The organism is Pseudomonas sp. GW822-FHT03F08, from assembly GCF_058801265.1.
The window spans coordinates 338,203-354,017 of the sequence record NZ_JBXANC010000007.1; the positions used below are offsets into that span (position 1 = coordinate 338,203).

19 protein-coding genes are annotated in these 15,815 nt (G+C 61.8%); 10 read left to right on the top strand and 9 right to left on the bottom strand.

Going from position 1 to position 15,815, the window contains the following annotated elements; all coding sequences use genetic code 11:
• Positions 1 to 36: 36 nt before the first annotated feature.
• Positions 37 to 630 (bottom strand): nitroreductase family protein, encoded by a 594-nt coding sequence (locus tag AC1RME_RS19900; RefSeq protein ID WP_085605592.1) that lies wholly within the window; start codon positions 628 to 630, stop codon positions 37 to 39.
• Positions 631 to 912: 282 nt separating this feature from the next.
• Here AC1RME_RS19900 and AC1RME_RS19905 point away from each other — a divergent pair, with 282 nt between their 5' ends.
• Positions 913 to 1,362, top strand: coding sequence for a YcgN family cysteine cluster protein (locus AC1RME_RS19905; RefSeq protein WP_025110643.1), 450 nt, complete (start codon positions 913 to 915; stop codon positions 1,360 to 1,362).
• 81 nt (positions 1,363 to 1,443) lie between these two features.
• Entirely contained in the window at positions 1,444 to 2,673 is a 1,230-nt protein-coding gene (locus AC1RME_RS19910; protein ID WP_493091655.1) for a hypothetical protein, read from the top strand.
• Between the two features lie 3 nt (positions 2,674 to 2,676).
• Here AC1RME_RS19910 and AC1RME_RS19915 read toward each other — a convergent pair whose 3' ends face one another.
• The 4 genes from AC1RME_RS19915 to AC1RME_RS19930 form a co-directional block, all read right to left on the bottom strand.
• Positions 2,677 to 3,054, bottom strand: a complete 378-nt coding sequence (locus AC1RME_RS19915; protein ID WP_493091656.1) for a YgaP family membrane protein — start codon at positions 3,052 to 3,054, stop codon at positions 2,677 to 2,679.
• 81 nt (positions 3,055 to 3,135) lie between these two features.
• Positions 3,136 to 3,606 (bottom strand): RNA methyltransferase, encoded by a 471-nt coding sequence (locus AC1RME_RS19920; protein WP_007958066.1) that lies wholly within the window; start codon positions 3,604 to 3,606, stop codon positions 3,136 to 3,138.
• Positions 3,607 to 3,731: 125 nt separating this feature from the next.
• Positions 3,732 to 4,103, bottom strand: coding sequence for a YajD family HNH nuclease (locus AC1RME_RS19925; protein ID WP_007944009.1), 372 nt, complete (start codon positions 4,101 to 4,103; stop codon positions 3,732 to 3,734).
• A gap of 50 nt (positions 4,104 to 4,153) precedes the next feature.
• Positions 4,154 to 4,840, bottom strand: a complete 687-nt coding sequence (locus AC1RME_RS19930; protein WP_011332930.1) for a spermine/spermidine synthase domain-containing protein — start codon at positions 4,838 to 4,840, stop codon at positions 4,154 to 4,156.
• 79 nt (positions 4,841 to 4,919) lie between these two features.
• Here AC1RME_RS19930 and AC1RME_RS19935 point away from each other — a divergent pair, with 79 nt between their 5' ends.
• Positions 4,920 to 5,204: a hypothetical protein gene (locus tag AC1RME_RS19935; protein WP_096819383.1), complete on the top strand. Its 285-nt coding sequence runs from the start codon at positions 4,920 to 4,922 to the stop codon at positions 5,202 to 5,204.
• Here AC1RME_RS19935 and AC1RME_RS19940 read toward each other — a convergent pair.
• Both AC1RME_RS19940 and AC1RME_RS19945 read right to left on the bottom strand, forming a co-directional pair.
• Positions 5,201 to 5,674, bottom strand: coding sequence for a cyclic nucleotide-binding domain-containing protein (locus AC1RME_RS19940; protein WP_096819382.1), 474 nt, complete (start codon positions 5,672 to 5,674; stop codon positions 5,201 to 5,203). The two genes, AC1RME_RS19935 and AC1RME_RS19940, sit on opposite strands and share 4 nt — an antisense overlap.
• A gap of 108 nt (positions 5,675 to 5,782) precedes the next feature.
• Entirely contained in the window at positions 5,783 to 7,837 is a 2,055-nt protein-coding gene (locus AC1RME_RS19945) for a S9 family peptidase (protein WP_096819381.1), read from the bottom strand.
• Between the two features lie 99 nt (positions 7,838 to 7,936).
• Here AC1RME_RS19945 and AC1RME_RS19950 point away from each other — a divergent pair, with 99 nt between their 5' ends.
• Genes AC1RME_RS19950 through AC1RME_RS19960 form a run of 3 tightly spaced genes read left to right on the top strand, consistent with a single transcriptional unit; the run spans position 7,937 to position 9,787 of the window.
• Positions 7,937 to 8,437, top strand: coding sequence for an MFS transporter (locus AC1RME_RS19950; RefSeq protein ID WP_096819380.1), 501 nt, complete (start codon positions 7,937 to 7,939; stop codon positions 8,435 to 8,437).
• A gap of 16 nt (positions 8,438 to 8,453) precedes the next feature.
• Positions 8,454 to 9,230 carry a class II glutamine amidotransferase gene (locus AC1RME_RS19955; protein WP_003222625.1) on the top strand — a complete coding sequence of 259 codons (777 nt, stop codon included), beginning with the start codon at positions 8,454 to 8,456 and terminating at the stop codon, positions 9,228 to 9,230.
• Between the two features lie 14 nt (positions 9,231 to 9,244).
• Entirely contained in the window at positions 9,245 to 9,787 is a 543-nt protein-coding gene (locus AC1RME_RS19960; RefSeq protein WP_096819379.1) for a DUF2937 family protein, read from the top strand.
• Positions 9,788 to 9,821: 34 nt separating this feature from the next.
• On the opposite strand, the gene AC1RME_RS19965 is transcribed toward AC1RME_RS19960, so the two are convergent.
• The gene (locus AC1RME_RS19965; protein WP_096819378.1) at positions 9,822 to 10,733 is read right to left on the bottom strand and encodes a LysR family transcriptional regulator; all 912 of its coding nucleotides are present in this window, start codon (positions 10,731 to 10,733) and stop codon (positions 9,822 to 9,824) included.
• 144 nt (positions 10,734 to 10,877) lie between these two features.
• Between AC1RME_RS19965 and AC1RME_RS19970 the strand changes: the two genes are divergently transcribed.
• The 4 genes from AC1RME_RS19970 (at position 10,878) to AC1RME_RS19985 (ending at position 14,590) form a co-directional block, all read left to right on the top strand.
• Complete coding sequence (locus AC1RME_RS19970) at positions 10,878 to 12,164, top strand: MFS transporter (RefSeq protein ID WP_096819377.1); 1,287 nt, start codon at positions 10,878 to 10,880, stop codon at positions 12,162 to 12,164.
• 61 nt (positions 12,165 to 12,225) lie between these two features.
• Positions 12,226 to 12,978 (top strand): 5-oxoprolinase subunit PxpA, encoded by a 753-nt coding sequence (locus tag AC1RME_RS19975; protein WP_096819376.1) that lies wholly within the window; start codon positions 12,226 to 12,228, stop codon positions 12,976 to 12,978.
• Positions 12,975 to 13,679, top strand: a complete 705-nt coding sequence (gene pxpB / locus AC1RME_RS19980) for a 5-oxoprolinase subunit PxpB (protein WP_096819375.1) — start codon at positions 12,975 to 12,977, stop codon at positions 13,677 to 13,679. Before AC1RME_RS19975 ends, pxpB begins: the two co-directional genes overlap by 4 nt.
• The gene (locus tag AC1RME_RS19985) at positions 13,676 to 14,590 is read left to right on the top strand and encodes a 5-oxoprolinase subunit C family protein (RefSeq protein ID WP_096819374.1); all 915 of its coding nucleotides are present in this window, start codon (positions 13,676 to 13,678) and stop codon (positions 14,588 to 14,590) included. Before pxpB ends, AC1RME_RS19985 begins: the two co-directional genes overlap by 4 nt.
• Before the next feature lie 37 nt (positions 14,591 to 14,627).
• Here AC1RME_RS19985 and AC1RME_RS19990 read toward each other — a convergent pair whose 3' ends face one another.
• Positions 14,628 to 15,806 (bottom strand): vWA domain-containing protein, encoded by a 1,179-nt coding sequence (locus AC1RME_RS19990; RefSeq protein ID WP_007956512.1) that lies wholly within the window; start codon positions 15,804 to 15,806, stop codon positions 14,628 to 14,630.
• Between the last annotated feature and the right edge of the window lie 9 nt (positions 15,807 to 15,815).

Sequence of the window (15,815 nt, forward strand, 5' to 3'; positions counted from 1 at the left end):
TTCCCACGTTGCGTGGGAACGATCAAACAGTGTGGCTTAGAGGGTGAAATCCCCTTCAGCCGCCAGCTCGCTCAGCGGACGACGCGGGCTCGGTGTTTCTCGCGCTTGCAGGTAATCCGCCAGGGTTGCCTTGTCACCCAGCTTGCCTACCGCAACAGCGGCGTGCAGCGCATAACCTTCCGGAATGTTCAGCTCCTTGCGGGTCAGCTCCTGATCGAAGCCGGCCATGCCGTGGGTGTGCCATCCGCTCAGGCTCGCTTGCAGCGCCAGGTGGCCCCACGCGGAACCGGTGTCGAAGGTGTGCCACAGCGCTGGCGTTTCTTCGGTCGCGCCCGGTGCGGTGAAGGTGGTTTTCGAAATCACGATCACCAGCGCCGAGGCGTGCTGCGCCCAGCTGCGGTTGAATTCGTTGAGCAGGCCCAGGTAACGCTCCCAGTTCGGCGTGTCGCGACGGGCGTAGAGAAAACGCCACGGCTGCGAGTTGTACGCCGATGGCGCCCAGCGCGCGGCTTCGAAGAAGCTCAGCAGGGTTTCCTCGGAAATCGCTTCGCCGGTGAAGGCGCGGGGCGACCAGCGATCGGTGAACTGCGGGTGAATGGCGTATTCGGCAACGCGAGGGTTGGCACTCATCGAGAGATTCCTTGCTACGTTTGAGGATAGGTTTGAAGCAAAACCCGGCGGGATCAGTTGGGCTGAACGATGGGGGCTGTATCTGAAGCCGTGCAGTTCACCGGAATGCAACGCGGTCGAGCGTTAATGGCACCCAGCCAGGGCTTCTTGAGACTGGCAAAGCTACTTGGCCGCGCAAAAACTGACAAGCCCCGCACAACCGGCAGTCGCCAGCGCTTGGCCCACGGGGCCTTGGGCACTAGACTGGCGGCCTTTTCACCACCTGATGTAGATGCTTGAGCCATGGCCGCCAAAGTCGAACCGTTCTGGATACGCAAAACCCTCGATCAACTGGATCACGAGGAATGGGAATCGCTGTGCGACGGATGTGGCCTGTGCTGCCTGCAGAAGCTCGAGGATGAAGAAGACAACAGCGTCTACTACACGCGCATCGCCTGCAAACTGCTGGACCTGAAAACCTGCCAGTGCAGCGATTACCCGAACCGCATCAAGTTTGTCCCGGACTGCATCCAGCTCACCCCGGGCCAGGCCGAAGAATTCAAATGGCTGCCGCCGACCTGCGGTTATCGGCTGGTCAGCGAAGGCAAGGATCTGCCGCTGTGGCACCACCTGGTCTGCGGTGATCGCGACGCCGTGCACCACGAACGGATTTCCCAGTCCGGGCGCATGCTCGCCGAAGGCAGCGTGCCGGAAGACGATTGGGAAGATCACCTGATTTTCCGGGCCGGCTAAGTTCTGAGGGGCTAAGTTCTGAGGAGTTAAGTTCTGAGGAGTAAGCCCCGCCGAGGATTCAAGTTTCAACAAGGAGTGTGTATGGCTGTGGGATTGCGCCGGACGCTGATCGTCGGACTGCTGATGCTGAGCGCGCCGGTGTGGGCGGCGAAGAAGGTCGATCTGGATTACCACGTGCGTCTGTTGCCGCAAAGCGATCAGGCGGAAGTGCGCCTGACCCTTGCCAAAGGCGAGGCCGTGCGCAGTCTGGATTTCGACCTCGGCGACGGCAGCCACTACAGCGATTTCAAGGCCGACGGCCAATGGCAATTGACGCCGGGCCAGCAGGCGCGCGGCATATGGCGCCCGACGGCGGACAAGGCCAGCCTGACCTACCGCGTACGCATCAGTCACGGCCGCAAGAACGGCAGCTTCGACACGCGCATGACCCCGACCTGGGCGTTGATGCGCGGCGATGAACTGGTGCCGCCGGCCAGGCTCGATCAGCAGGACGGCATCGAACTGGTCTCGCGCCTGCACTTCGATCTGCCCGACGGCTGGAAAAGCGTCGAAACTGCCTGGCCGCGCATCGGCAAGAACAAATTCCGCATCGACAATCCATCCCGTCTGTTCGACCGGCCCACTGGCTGGATGCTCGCCGGGCACCTCGGCAGCCGCCGCACGCGGCTGGGGGAAACCGAAGTGACGGTGGCTTCGCCGCAGGGGCAGGGCATGCGCCGGATGGACGTGCTGACATTGCTGACGTTTGTCTGGCCGCAGGTGCAAGCGGTTTTTCCCCGCCATCCGACCAAACTGCTGATCGTCGGTGCCAACGACCCGATGTGGCGCGGCAGCCTGGCGGCGCGGGAGTCGATCTACCTCAACACGCGGTTGCCGCTGGTCAGCGAAAGCGGCAGCAGCCCCTTGGTCCGCGAGCTGGCGCAGGTGTTCGGACGGATCAACGACGAGCAGCGCAGTGACTGGATTAAGGAAGGTTTCGCCGAGTATTACGCCGTCGAACTGGTGCGCCGCGCCGGGGGCATGAGCGACGAGCGTTATCAGGCATTGCAGGTAAAACTGGCCAAGGACAGCCAAAAGGTCAGCACGCTGCGTGGCGAGCAGATCAGCTCGGCGCAGGTGTCCAAAGCGGTTCTGCTGTTACAGGAACTGGATCGCGAAATCCGTCTGAAGACCCGCAACAAACGGTCGCTGGACGATGTGCTGCGCGGGGCGATGCATCTGGGGACGGTGGATACCAAGGCGTTTTTACAACTCGCCGAGAGTGTCATCGGCGAGTCGTCCAAGGTGCTTGATAGCGGTTTGCTTCAGTAGCGATCAGACCCCGGCCTTCGGCGACTTCACCGAATCATTGCCGGTCACGGTAGCGGTTCTGGTCGCCGCTTCGGCATTGGCTTTCAGCTTGCTCAGCTCTTCACCGGCCCGCTCGATCTTCGTGCGCACGTTGTTCATGTCCTGACGGCTTTTCTCCAGCAGGCTTTTCACCGAGCTGTGGCCGGTGATGCCACGGGCCATGGCCACGCCGCCAATCGCCACCTGAATCAGACCGAACACGCCGCCACGGCGCAGCCCCTTGCCGACCATGATCACGCCGCCGGCCAGCGAGCCGATGCGCTCCCAGCCTTCGACGTTCTGCTCGGAACGGGTCTGGAACGGGGTGGATTCGATACGCTCGACGCGTTTGAGCTCGGTCATGATCTTTCTCCAGGCAATGAGTAATGGATAAACAAGCTGACTGCGTGGGCGGTCAGCTCGTTCCATCGGATGTGCGACGGTTCAGCGGAATTTCGGCCCGGAACGGGTGTTCAAGCCTTTGGCCATGCGGTCGTAAAGCACGACGTTGACCGTGGCGGCGAGGTTCATGCAACCGGTGGTCGGGATGTACACGACGTCTTCGCACCAGTCGCGGATCTCTTGATCCAGCGAGCCGTCTTCGGGGCCGAAGATGTACAGGGCGCGATCCGGGTGAGTGTATTCCGGCAGCGGGCGGGCGCCGTCGACCAGTTCCACGGCGACCGGTACGCAATTGAGCGGCAGGATCTTTTTCAGGTCGTCGATGCCGATTAGCGGGATGTCGTAGTGCACGCGCTTGGTGTCGGTGACGAAATCGGCGGCGCGCTCATAGCGCTTGCCGGTGTAGAACACGGTCGACACGCCGTAACAGCCTGCGGCGCGCATCACCGAACCGACGTTTTCCGGTGATTTGGGGTTATACAAACCAATGCAGCTGTACCGTTTGTCTGCCACGAGCGGGGTGCCTTCGGGAAAAAGAGGGCGATTATACGGGGATTGGGGGAGGGCGGGCAGATTCAGGATCTGCGGTGACTGATGTGATCCTTCCCACGCACTGCGTGGGAAGGATCATGGCTGGTTCAGTCTTCTTTCTTCATCAACCCGGCCAGCGCCGCAAACGGGTTGTGCGTGGCCTTGGCGATTTTCGGCGTGCTCAGCGAGCCTTCGCCGAAGTACTGCTGGTCGGTGTAGCGCGAGTGTTCGTTGTCGTGGCAGTACAGGCACAGCAGTTCCCAGTTGGAACCGTCCTGCGGGTTGTTGTCGTGGTTGTGGTCGCGGTGATGCACGGTCAGCTCGCTCAGGCGCTTGCCGGAAAACTCACGGGCGCAGCGGCCGCACACATGCGGGTACATCTTCAGGGCCTTGTCGCGGTAGCCCATTTCCTTGTCGCGCTGGTTGTCGGCGAGGATGCGATCCAGCTTCGAAGTGTTGGTCGGGGTGGACGAACTCATGGGTTCACCTTTGTAGAAAGACTAAATGACGGTTATGACGCAAGTTTAGCTCAGCCCTTGAGCTTCTCGGCAATCCAGATCGTGTGGCGGGTGCCCTTGTTGCCGTGGGCGAAGACCTGCACTTCCTCGGCCTTGAAACCGGCCTTCTTCAATTTGTCGGAAAACTGCCGGTCGGCGCTGGCCGACCACACCGCCAGCACGCCTTTGGGCCGCATCGCCTTGGCGCAAGCGGCCAGGCCAGCGGCGGAATACAGCCAGCTGTTGGCCTTCTGGGTCAGGCCTTCGGGACCGTTGTCGACGTCGAGCATGATCGCGTCGAAACCGTTCGGCTCGCTTTGCAGGACCTTGGCCACGTCTTCCTGACGGATCACGGTGCGTGGGTCGAGCAGCGGGCGCCCGGACTTTTCACCGAGCGGGCCACGATTCCATTCAACGACGCCGGGCACCAGTTCGGCGACCACCACTTCGGCACTTTTGCCCAGATGCTTGAGCGCGGAGGCGAGGGTGAAGCCCATGCCCAGGCCGCCGATCAGCACGCGCGAGTTCGGTCGGCCGGCAACCTTGCGGCACGGGATCTCGGCCAGTGCGTCTTCGGAACCGTGCATGCGGGTGTTCATCAATTGCCCGCCGTCGCCGCCCTGGATCTTGATGACAAAGTCCTCGCCATACTCGAACAGGCACAGGGCTCCGCCGTTGTCAGGGATCGGCGTGGTGTCGAGCAGAACGAAACGTTTCATGGAAATCTCTAAAGAGGGGGAGGCAAGCAGGCGCGTTGGGAGTAGCCTGAACGCAGACTTCAGGCCAACGGAGCCCTTGATGAAGCGCACCATTCTAACGGTCATTACCCTGGCCGCGCTCTCGATAACTGCAGTGCAGGCCCAACAGACGATTCCCGTCAGCCCGACGCCGCAACCGGGTTCGCCCGGCACCGCGACGCCAACCCCGTATCCGCAGATCAGCCCGGTACCGATTCCCAAGACTGGTTCCGGCAGTGGCGGGCCACCGCTGGTGCCGATCGAGATGCCCAGCCCGCCGTCCAAGGATCAGCCATTGCCGGGCCTCGAACAGAACGACGGCAAGAGCAAATCCCCCGGCGGCTAGATCTGTTGCGCCGCCAGTTGGCCGTCGGCCATGCGCAGGCGTTTGGACAGGGAGACGGCGAGGGCGCGGATGATCTTGGCGGCGATTTTCGGCGCGTCGTTGAGCATTTTTTCCAGTGAATCCTTGCCGAGGTTGAGCAACTGACAGTTGCTCGCCGCCACGCAAGTCGCTGAGCGGCGTTCGCCATCCAGCACCGCCATTTCGCCGAACGCGCGGCCGCTGCGCAGGGTGGCCATGGTTACGACCTGGCCGTCGCTGCCGGTTTTCTGCACGGCCACCTGGCCGGTGTGGATGATGCACATGAAACTGCCGGCATCGCCTTCGCGAAAGATCGCTTCGCCTTCAGCCACGGTGCTGATGCTGAAGTAGCCCGATGCGGCGGCGAAATCCGCCAGTTGCAATTGATCGAACAGGCCGCAGTCCATCAGCCAGTCGCGGATTTCGTTGTTCAGCAGGGTTGGTTCTGACATGTCGTGCGGTCTTTTTGTTGTGTCGGTTTGCAGGCTCGCGAGCGGGCGCCGAGTTGATTATCGGCGCCCGGCGTCGGGAATTAAGACCTGACTGACCGGCGGAGTTCCTCAGGCGATACCCAGAACCTTGAAAACAAATGCATATTCGAGGGCTACGTCACGTAATCCCTGATAACGCCCGCTCATGCCGCCGTGGCCGGCGCCCAGTTCAGTCTTGAGCAGCAACGGATTGTCGTCGGTCTTGGTCGCGCGCAATTTTGCCACCCACTTGGCCGCTTCCCAGTACTGCACGCGGCTGTCGTTGTAGCCGGCGATCACCAGGGTGGCGGGATAAGCCTGCGCGGTAACGTTTTCGTACGGCGCGTAGGCCTTGATTCGCTCGTAGACGTCAGGCTCTTCGGGGTTGCCCCACTCGTCGTATTCGGTGACGGTCAGTGGCAGATCCGGATCGAGCATGGTGTTGAGCACATCGACGAACGGCACTTCGGCAATCGCCACACCGAACAGATCCGGGCGCTGGTTGAGCACCGCGCCGATCAGCAAGCCACCGGCGCTGCCGCCGCTGATTGCCAGTTGCGGCGCGGTGGTGATGCCGTTGAGGATCAGGAACTCGGCGCAGGCAATGAAGTCGCTGAAGGTGTTGTGCTTGTGTTCCTGCTTGCCGGCGCGATACCAGGCTTCGCCCAGTTCACCGCCGCCGCGCACGTGGGCGATGGCGAACGCCATGCCACGATCCAGCAGACTCAGGCGTGCATGGGAGAACCAAGGGTCGAGGCTCGAGCCGTAGGCGCCGTAACCGTACAGGTACAGCGGCACCGGTTTGCCGACCATTTCCCGTTTCATCACCAGGCTGATCGGCACCAGCGTGCCGTCCGGTGCGCTGGCCCACAGGCGTTGGCTGACGTAGGCGTCGGCGTCGAACGGGCCGAGTACCGGGGTTTCCTTGAGCACCTCCTGCGCGCCGCTGGCGAGGATCAATTGCCGAACCTGAGCCGGACGATTCAACGCCTCGTAGCGCAGGCGGATACGGTCGCTTTCGAATTCCAGGCTGTTTTGCACATAGAGGCTGTAGGCCGCGTCCGGCAATTGCACGCGATAAGGCGCCAGACCGTGTGGGCGAACTTCGATGATCGGCAAACCGCCTTCGCGCAGGCTCAGGGTCAGGGCTTCGGCGTTGAGGGTCACGCCATCGAGCATCACCGAATCGCTGTGGGGAATCAGGTTCTGCCAGTCGGCTTCGCTCGGCGCGATGCCGGTGTCCGGCGCCTGATACAGGGCGAAGTTGATGCCGTCGCGGTTGGTGCGGATGAACCAGGTCCATTCGCCGTCGAGTTTGCCGTGGTCGACGTCGTATTCGTGATCCTCGACCCGAGGCGCCAGGCAAGCGAAGGGCAGGTGCGGCTGATTGGCGTCCAGCGCCCAGACTTCGCTGGTGGTCTTGCTGCCCAGGGACAGCAGCAATTGCTGCTCGGAGCTGGCGCGGTAGCAATGCAGGAAGAAACGCCCGTCCGGCTCATGGAACACCTCTTCGGCGGCAGTGCCGTCGAGGCGGTAGCGGAACAGTTTGTGCGGACGATGGGTGTCGTCGAGCTCGCCGAAGAACAACGTCAGGCTGTCGTTGGCCCAGGTCATGCTGCCGTCGCAGTCCTGGAATTCCAGTTCACTGACACGCTCGCTGGACAGTTCCTTCACGAACAGCGTGTAAATCTCGTCGCCCGAGGCATCGACGCTGTAGGCCAGGCGTTGGTGATCCGGGCTGATGCTGAACGCGCCGAGGGAGAAAAAGCCGCCATTGGCCAAGGCGTTCGGGTCAAGCAGCAACTGTTCGCGGCTTTCGTCGAGGGTCAGGCTGTCGTCGGCCGGACGCGGGCAGCGGTAGTGGCGGGGGTATTCGTCACCCGCAGTGGTGCGCGTGTAATACAGATACGGGCCCCATGGCGACGGCAGGGACAGGTCGGTTTCGAGAATCCGGCCCTTGATCTCTTCGAACAGGGTTTCGCGCAGTCCGGTCTGATCGGCGGTCTGCGCCTGCTGGTAGTCGTTTTCGGCCTTGAGGTAGTCGAGCACCGCGTCGGTGTCGCGTTCCTGCAGCCAGGCATACGGGTCGTGACCGGCATCCTTGCGGGCAATCGGGGCGCTGGTGACGTTGGCGGATACGGGCATGGAGGGCTCTCGAACATGACAAATGAGGACCGCACGGACGGCGGGGAAGCCTGATGTGCGAAAAGTCGTTACTATAAGCGCCTCTTTGCCTGCCTTGCCATGGACACCATGACCGAGAACGACTATCTGATCGCCTGGGGCCTTTACGCCTTTGCCGCCGTGGGCTGCCTGTTGGTGTGGATGCGCATGACCCGCTGGATGTGGCGCTGGCTGCGCGAGCCGCTGCGTGTGCTGATGGCGGTGCTGCTGTTCAGCCCGACCATCATCGACCCGGTGAAGGAAAAATTCGCCCCGTCCATCGCCATCACGGCGCTGGATCTGGCGTTCAAGGTGGGCAACAACGCCTTTCGTGCGATTTCCGAACTGCTCATGTACGCCATGATCGCGTTCGGCCTGTACCTGATTTTCGTGCTGATCCGCTTCCCGATCGAACGCGCTTCGAAGGCTCGCAAGGAACAGGCCGAGGCCGCCCGCGCTGCCGCCCGTGCCGACGACGAACGTGACGGCGATCAACCGTTCGGCGCCGCCGGCGATGATCGTTATGGCCGTCCACCGCTGCCGAACAATCCGCAGCGCATGCGCGTCGAGCCGCGTCTGTAATCACGAGAGTCCGCACATGTGTGAACTATTGGGCATGAGCGCCAACGTGCCGACCGACATCGTGTTCAGCTTCACCGGGCTGATGCAGCGCGGCGGTCGCACCGGCCCGCACCGCGACGGCTGGGGCATCGCGTTCTATGAAGGTCGCGGGTTGCGGCTGTTCCAGGACCCGGCGGCCAGCTGCGAGTCGGAAGTCGCCAATCTGGTGCAGCGTTATCCGATCAAGAGCGAAGTGGTGATCGGTCATATCCGCCAGGCCAACGTCGGCAAGGTCTGCCTGTCCAACACCCACCCGTTCGTCCGCGAACTGTGGGGGCGCAACTGGTGCTTCGCGCACAATGGCCAGCTCGCCGATTTCACCCCGATCAAGAGTTTCTACCGCCCGGTCGGCGATACCGACAGCGAAGCGGCGTTCTGCGATTTGCTCAACCGCGTACGTGCAGCGTTTCCGGAACCGGTCGATATAGAAGTGCTGCTGCCGGATCTGGTCGCCGCTTGCGCCGAATACCGCAGCAAAGGCGTGTTCAACTGCCTGCTCAGCGACGGCGACTGGCTGTTCTGCTATTGCTCGACCAAACTTGCGCAGATCACCCGTCGTGCACCATTCGGCCCGGCGCGGCTCAAGGACGTCGATGTGATTGTCGACTTCCAGGCCGAAACCACGCCCAACGACGTGGTCACGGTGATTGCCACCGAACCCTTGACCGAAAACGAAACCTGGACCCGCTACGAACCGGGCCAATGGAGCCTGTGGCGACGCGGCGAATGCGTAAGCCAAGGCACGACCGAATAAAGGATCTCTCCCCGATGTTGCTCAGTTATCTACGGCTGGTGTTGTTTGCGGCGGGCCTGTTGATCGGTGTCCAGGTGCCGGGATTCATCAACGATTACGCCAAGCGGGTCGAAGCGCATCTGATCGAGGCGCAGACCGGTCTGCGTGGCTTCCAGGGCACTGCCGAGCAGTTTTTCAAAGGTGATATTCAGGCGCTGGTCGCTCATTATCGCGCCAGTGAAGACCCTGTGTTTCGCAGCGATGCCGACAGCCTGAGCACTTTGCTCGTGCGTCAGACCGCACTGGATAAGCAGTTCCAGGCCATGCAGGGCCCGTGGTACATCCGTGTTCTGCAAGTGGCGCTGGCCGCCGATCCGGACATCCGCAAGGAGACCTGGAACGGCTACAGCTATCAGATTCTGCTGACGCCGGAAGCGATGATCTGGGGCATGAGTGGCGCGTTGTTGCTGTCGTTCGGCCTCGAATGCCTGTTCCGTCTGATCGACTGGGTGGTGCTGGGCGGCAAGCGCCTGCGCCAGAGCCGGCCGATCGAAGACCGGGATGTGCGCGGGCTGTAAGCTTCGATGCATCGTTCCCACGCCGTGGGAACGATCAACTCAGAACGATGTAATCCGTGCCGACCTTGCGCGCATACCCCTCCAGCACCTGCTGACACAACGTCACAATCTCTTCGACCCATTCCACACCGACCCGCCACGACACTACCACTTGTAGATCGGGTGGTCGTTGATCGATGTCGAGCAGGGTCAGTTCGCCTCGCGCCAGTTCCTCGGCCACCAGCACCGGAGGCAGTGCGCCAATACCGAAGCCATCACGCAACAACCGGGTGATCGCCGACACCGAATTCACACAGTTCAAGCGTGGCGCCAGCACGCTCGCAGCCTGCATCAGCGCCAGAATGTCCTGATGTGGCCGGGAGTTTTTCGAGTAGGTGATGATCCGTTCCTGCGCCAGGTCGGCGAGGCTTTGGTAGTTGCGGTTGTAGATCGAATTGCTGGCGACGATCCAGCCGATGGGGTGACTGGCCAGTTCCAGGCTGCGCACGCTTTCATGGCGTACCAGATCGGTTTGCAGGATCAGATCGAGAAAGCCTTTTTGCAGCTGATCGCAGAGGTTCAGCGACGTATCCGCCACCAGCTCGATTTCCACCCGTGGATACAGATCGGTCATCTGCGCCACCAGCGGGCTGAGCCAGGTGTGAATCACCGTGTCCATCACCCCGATGCGCACCCGGCCGACCTTGCTCGATCGGGTTTCGATCGACTGCTTCAGCGCCTGCATCGTGTCGAGCATCTGCTCGGCGTATTCCAGCACTTTCAGGCCTTCGGGGGTCAGGCTGACGCCGCGTGAGTCGCGCAGAAACAGCTTCACCCCAAGCTCGCCCTCGAGCACCGCGATCCGGCTGGAGATCGAAGCCTGGGTGGTGAACAGCTTGTCAGCGGTCAGGCGAAAACTCTTCAGCCGGGCGACCCAGACAAAGGTCTCGAGAAACTTCAGGTTCATGGCAACAAATTTTTCTTATGTCTTGGGCGGGTTTTTATTCGTTGGACGCGACCGGGTGACGCACCCAAAAATCGACGCATCCGGTCCCACGATAGGCGTCGTCGGGGCTACGAACAAGACCAATAATAATTGCGGAGATTTGCCATGAGTGCTCCCGACACCCTCCCTTTGTCAAAGGCCACGGCCCGTCCCGGACCGTTCGACTGGTATCGCAACATCAATCAGCAGGAGCGTCGCACCTTCTGGAGTTGCAAGATCGGCTACGGTCTGGACGGCATGGACACCCAGATGCTCAGCTTCGTGGTGCCGACCCTGATTGCGATGTGGGGCATCACCACGGGTCAGGCCGGATTGATTCACACCAGCACCTTGATCGCCTCGGCCATCGGCGGCTGGGTGGCGGGGATTCTCTCCGACCGCATCGGCCGCGTGCGCACCCTGCAACTGACGGTGTTGTGGTTCGCCTTCTTCACTTTTCTCTGTGGCTTCGCCCAGAACTACGAGCAATTGCTGATCGCCCGCACCCTGATGGGCTTCGGTTTCGGCGGCGAATGGACCGCCGGCGCGGTGCTGATCGGTGAAGTCATTCGGGCCAAGGATCGCGGCAAGGCGGTGGGCATGGTGCAATCCGGCTGGGCGTTGGGCTGGGGCCTGACGGCCATTCTGTATGCGCTGCTGTTCTCGGTGCTGCCACCGGAAGATGCCTGGCGCGCATTGTTCATCCTCGGCATCGTGCCGGCGGTGTTCGTGATTTTCGTCCGCCGTCTGGTGAAAGATCCGGAGATCTACCGCGAAGCCAAGGCCAGGCAAACTCCGGAAAGTCCGTCGAAGTTCTACGAGATCTTCGCCCCCGGCATGCTCTTCACCACGATCCGTGCTTCGTTGCTGACTACTGGTGCCCTTGGCGGTTACTACGCGATCACCTCCTGGCTGCCGACTTTTCTGAAGAACGAGCGCGGCTTGAGCGTACTCGGCACTGGCGGTTATCTGGCGATGGTGATCGTCGGTTCCTACGTCGGTTACGTGATCAGCGCTTATTTGACCGACCTGCTGGGGCGCAAGAAGAACTTCATCCTGTTCGCGGTCGGTTCGTTCACCATCGTTCTGCTCTACACCCAATTGCCGGTCAGCAATGGCGTGATGCTGTGGCTGGGTTTCCCGCTGGGCTTCTTTGCCTCGGGGATTTTCAGTGGCATGGGCGCGTTTCTCACCGAACTGTTTCCGACGCGGATTCGCGGTTCGGGGCAGGGCTTTTGCTACAACATCGGCCGGGCGCTGGCGGCATTGTTCCCGCTGCTGATCGGGCTGCTCAGCCAGAAGGTGCCGCTGAGCGTAGGTATCGGTGCCTTTGCGGCAGTGTCCTACGGCGTGGTGATCCTCGCGGCTTTGAGCCTGCCGGAAACCCGTGGCAAGCAACTGGACGCGCAGTAACTGATAACCTGCGACAACTGTCCTACAGCACAAAAAGATAACAGCTACAGGAGTGTTCACCGTGAGCCGCCTGCTATTGAACTGTGACATCGGCGAGAGCTTCGGCAACTGGACCATGGGTCTGGACGCGGAGGTCATGCCCTTCATCGATTGCGCCAACATTGCCTGCGGTTTCCACGCCGGCGACCCGAGCATCATGCGCAAGACCGTCAGCCTGGCCCTGAGCCACGGCGTGCAGATCGGCGCGCATCCGGCCTATCAGGATCTGGTGGGTTTCGGTCGGCGCTCCATGGCGTACACCGCCCAGGAACTGCAAGACATCCTGCATTACCAGATCGGCGCCCTCGACGGCATTTGCCGTGCCCAGGGTGGAAAAGTCAGTTACGTCAAACCCCACGGCGCAATGTACAACGACATGATGGCCAACCCGGCGCAGTTGCGGGCGGTGATCCAGGCAGTCGCAGCTTACGACCGCAGCTTGCCGCTGATGCTGATGGCGACCCGTGACAACACGGCGGCGCAACAACTTGGCGACGAATACGGTGTAACCCTGTGGTTCGAAGCCTTCGCTGACCGCGCCTACGACAGCGCCGGCCGACTGGTCTCGCGGCAACTGCCGGGGGCGGTGCATCACGACGCCGAAACCATCATCGGGCAAGCACTGACCATCGCCCGGGGCGACAACCTCACCGCCAGCGACGGCAGCGCGCTGCACCTGCAAGCCAACACCTTGTGCGTACACGGCGACAACGCCAGTTCGGTTGCGGCCGTGCAACGCATTCGTCAGGCCTTGAACGAGCAGAGCGCGCCATGAATCCGCGGGTGGAAGTGGTGGCACTGGATTGCCTGATGCTGCGCCTGTTCGATGAAATCGCCGAAGCCAACATGCCGTGGATGCTCGCCGCCAGCGAGCGGTTGCGCACGGTGTTCGGCGAGCATTTGATTGATCTGGTGCCGTCGTACACCACGTTGATGGTGCATTACGACCTGACGGCATTGAGCCCGAGTCAGGCCCGGGAGTTGATCGCCGAAGCCTTGGTCGACCTTTCGCCCAATGCGCGAACCGGCGGCCAGTGTCACGTGCTGCCGGTGTGGTACGACTTGAGTGTCGGCCCGGAACTGAGCCTGCTGTCGCAGCGCAGTGGTTTGTCGGTGGAAGAAGTGATCCGCCGTCACAGTGCGCGTGAATATCAGGTGTTCGCCCTGGGTTTTGCACCGGGGTTTGCCTTCATGGGGCTGGTGGAAGAAGTGCTGGCAGCACCGCGTCTGAATACGCCGCGCAAGAAAGTCGCCGCCGGCAGCGTCGGCATCGCCGAGCGGCAGACAGCGGCGTATCCGGTGGTGTCTCCCGGCGGCTGGAACCTGATCGGTCGCACGCCGGCAAAACTGTTCGACCGTGAACGCGAGGGCTACAGCCTGATGCAGCCCGGCGATACCGTGCGTTTCGAAGTAGTGAGCCACGCCGAATTCATCCGTCTCGGCGGTGACGACACGCCTCTGGAGGCCATGGCATGAGCCGACTGACAATTGAAGCGAGCACACCGCTGTGCCTGTTGCAGGACGCCGGACGATTCGGCGTGCGTCATCTGGGTGTGACCCAGGGCGGCGCGGCGGACTGGCGGTCGATGGCCTGGGCCAACTGGCTGCTGGGTAATGGCCTGGATTTGCCGGTGATCGAAATCACCCTCGGCGGGTTTGCGGTGGTGGCTGAGGAGGACTGTCTGTTGGCGTTGGCTGGCGCCGATCTTGGCGCGCAAATTGACGGTGAAACGTTGGCGCCGTGGCGCAGTTTCAAGCTGCGCAAAGGGCAGACCTTGAAGTTCACCCAACCGTTGTTGGGGGCTCGGGCCTATCTGGCGGCGCCCGGTGGTTTCAGTGCGCCGAAAGTGTTGGGCAGCAGTGCCACGGTGGTGCGCGAAGAGCTCGGCGGCCTCGATGGTTTTGGCTTGCCGCTGGCCAAGGGTGCTTCGCTGAGTTATCAGGGCGAAACCCAGTTGGTGCGTGAGGTTCCGGCACAGCATCGACCGGATCTGCGCCTCGACGCACCGCTCGATCTGGTACTCGGCGCGCAAATCGGCCAGTTCGGCGGACAGAGCCTGTTCGATGCATTCAACAGTGCCTGGACGCTGGACAGTCGTGCCGACCGCATGGGTATTCGTCTGTTGGGGACGGCGTTGCAGTATCAGGGCCAGCCAATGATTTCCGAGGGCATCCCGCTGGGCGCGGTGCAGGTGCCGCCGGACGGGCAGCCGATCGTGTTGCTCAATGATCGGCAGACCATTGGCGGGTATCCGCGATTGGGAGCGTTGACGCCGTTGGCGCTGGCCCGATTGGCACAGTGTCTGCCGGGGGCGAAGGTCAGGTTGCGCCCGGTGGTGCAGGACGTCGCGCACCGGGAACATGTCGAGTATCTGAAGCGTTTTTGATCGTTTCCCCCGCCGCTGGCGGGGGAGTGAACCCGGATTACTTGGACAGAAACCGCATCCCTTCTTCCAGCCCGCGCAACGTCAGCGGATACATCTGATCCTCGATCAGATCCCGCACGATATTGGTCGATGAGGTGTAGCCCCACGTATCTTTCGGGTACGGGTTAATCCAGATGAGCTTCTTGTACTTCTCCATGAAGCGCTGCATCCACACGTAACCCGGCTCTTCGTTCCAGTGCTCGACGCTGCCGCCGGCCTGGGTGATTTCATAAGGCGCCATGGCGGCGTCACCGATGAAGATCACTTTGTAGTCAGCACCGTACTTGTGCAGCAGGTCCTGGGTTGAGGTGCGCTCGGAGGTGCGGCGCATGTTGTTCTTCCACACCGATTCATAAATGAAGTTGTGGAAGTAGAAGTACTCCAGATGCTTGAACTCGGTCTTGCAGGCCGAGAACAGTTCCTCGCAGATCTTCACATGGGCGTCCATCGAGCCGCCGATGTCGAACAGCAGCAACAGTTTCACCGTGTTGCGCCGCTCCGGGCGCATCTGGATGTTCAGCAGGCCGGCGTCCTTGGCGGTGTGGTCGATGGTGCCGTCAATGTCCAGCTCTTCGGCCGCACCCTGGCGGGCGAATTTGCGCAGGCGGCGCAGGGCGACCTTGATGTTGCGGGTGCCCAGTTCCACGGAGTCGTCGAGATTCTTGTACTCGCGCTGATCCCAGACTTTCACCGCTTTGCCCTGGCGCTTGCCGGCATCGCCGACCCGGATGCCTTCCGGGTTGAAACCGCCGGAGCCGAACGGGCTGGTGCCGCCGGTGCCGATCCATTTGTTGCCGCCGGCGTGGCGTTCCTTCTGTTCTTCCAGGCGCTTCTTGAACTCTTCGATCAGCTTGTCCAGGCCGCCGAGGGACTGGATCTGCGCGCGTTCCTCGTCGGTCAGCGAGCGCTCGAACTCCTTGCGCAGCCAGTCTTCGGGAATCAGCGCCTGCAAGTGATCGTCGAGCTTTTCCAGGCCGTTGAAGTAGGCGCCGAACGCACGGTCGAACTTGTCGAAATGCCGTTCGTCCTTCACCAGAATCGCTCGGGACAAGTAGTAAAACTCGTCCATGTCGGCGAACGTCACGCGCTGTTTCAGCGCGTTGATCAGGTCGAGCAGCTCGCGCACCGACACCGGTACCTTGGCTGCACGCATTTCATTGAACAGGTTGAGCAACATGGCGTCAGC

Bases quoted from the DNA above. Each gene is read 5' to 3' on its own strand.
- AC1RME_RS19900 (WP_085605592.1), bottom strand. From the start codon at position 630: ATGAGTGCCAACCCTCGCGTTGCCGAATACGCCATTCACCCGCAGTTC.
- AC1RME_RS19905 (WP_025110643.1), top strand. From the start codon at position 913: ATGGCCGCCAAAGTCGAACCGTTCTGGATACGCAAAACCCTCGATCAA.
- AC1RME_RS19910 (WP_493091655.1), top strand. From the start codon at position 1,444: ATGGCTGTGGGATTGCGCCGGACGCTGATCGTCGGACTGCTGATGCTG.
- AC1RME_RS19915 (WP_493091656.1), bottom strand. From the start codon at position 3,054: ATGACCGAGCTCAAACGCGTCGAGCGTATCGAATCCACCCCGTTCCAG.
- AC1RME_RS19925 (WP_007944009.1), bottom strand. From the start codon at position 4,103: ATGAGTTCGTCCACCCCGACCAACACTTCGAAGCTGGATCGCATCCTC.
- AC1RME_RS19930 (WP_011332930.1), bottom strand. From the start codon at position 4,840: ATGAAACGTTTCGTTCTGCTCGACACCACGCCGATCCCTGACAACGGC.
- AC1RME_RS19935 (WP_096819383.1), top strand. From the start codon at position 4,920: ATGAAGCGCACCATTCTAACGGTCATTACCCTGGCCGCGCTCTCGATA.
- AC1RME_RS19940 (WP_096819382.1), bottom strand. From the start codon at position 5,674: ATGTCAGAACCAACCCTGCTGAACAACGAAATCCGCGACTGGCTGATG.
- AC1RME_RS19945 (WP_096819381.1), bottom strand. From the start codon at position 7,837: ATGCCCGTATCCGCCAACGTCACCAGCGCCCCGATTGCCCGCAAGGAT.
- AC1RME_RS19950 (WP_096819380.1), top strand. From the start codon at position 7,937: ATGGACACCATGACCGAGAACGACTATCTGATCGCCTGGGGCCTTTAC.
- AC1RME_RS19955 (WP_003222625.1), top strand. From the start codon at position 8,454: ATGTGTGAACTATTGGGCATGAGCGCCAACGTGCCGACCGACATCGTG.
- AC1RME_RS19960 (WP_096819379.1), top strand. From the start codon at position 9,245: ATGTTGCTCAGTTATCTACGGCTGGTGTTGTTTGCGGCGGGCCTGTTG.
- AC1RME_RS19965 (WP_096819378.1), bottom strand. From the start codon at position 10,733: ATGAACCTGAAGTTTCTCGAGACCTTTGTCTGGGTCGCCCGGCTGAAG.
- AC1RME_RS19970 (WP_096819377.1), top strand. From the start codon at position 10,878: ATGAGTGCTCCCGACACCCTCCCTTTGTCAAAGGCCACGGCCCGTCCC.
- pxpB (WP_096819375.1), top strand. From the start codon at position 12,975: ATGAATCCGCGGGTGGAAGTGGTGGCACTGGATTGCCTGATGCTGCGC.
- AC1RME_RS19985 (WP_096819374.1), top strand. From the start codon at position 13,676: ATGAGCCGACTGACAATTGAAGCGAGCACACCGCTGTGCCTGTTGCAG.
- AC1RME_RS19990 (WP_007956512.1), bottom strand. From the start codon at position 15,806: ATGTTGCTCAACCTGTTCAATGAAATGCGTGCAGCCAAGGTACCGGTG.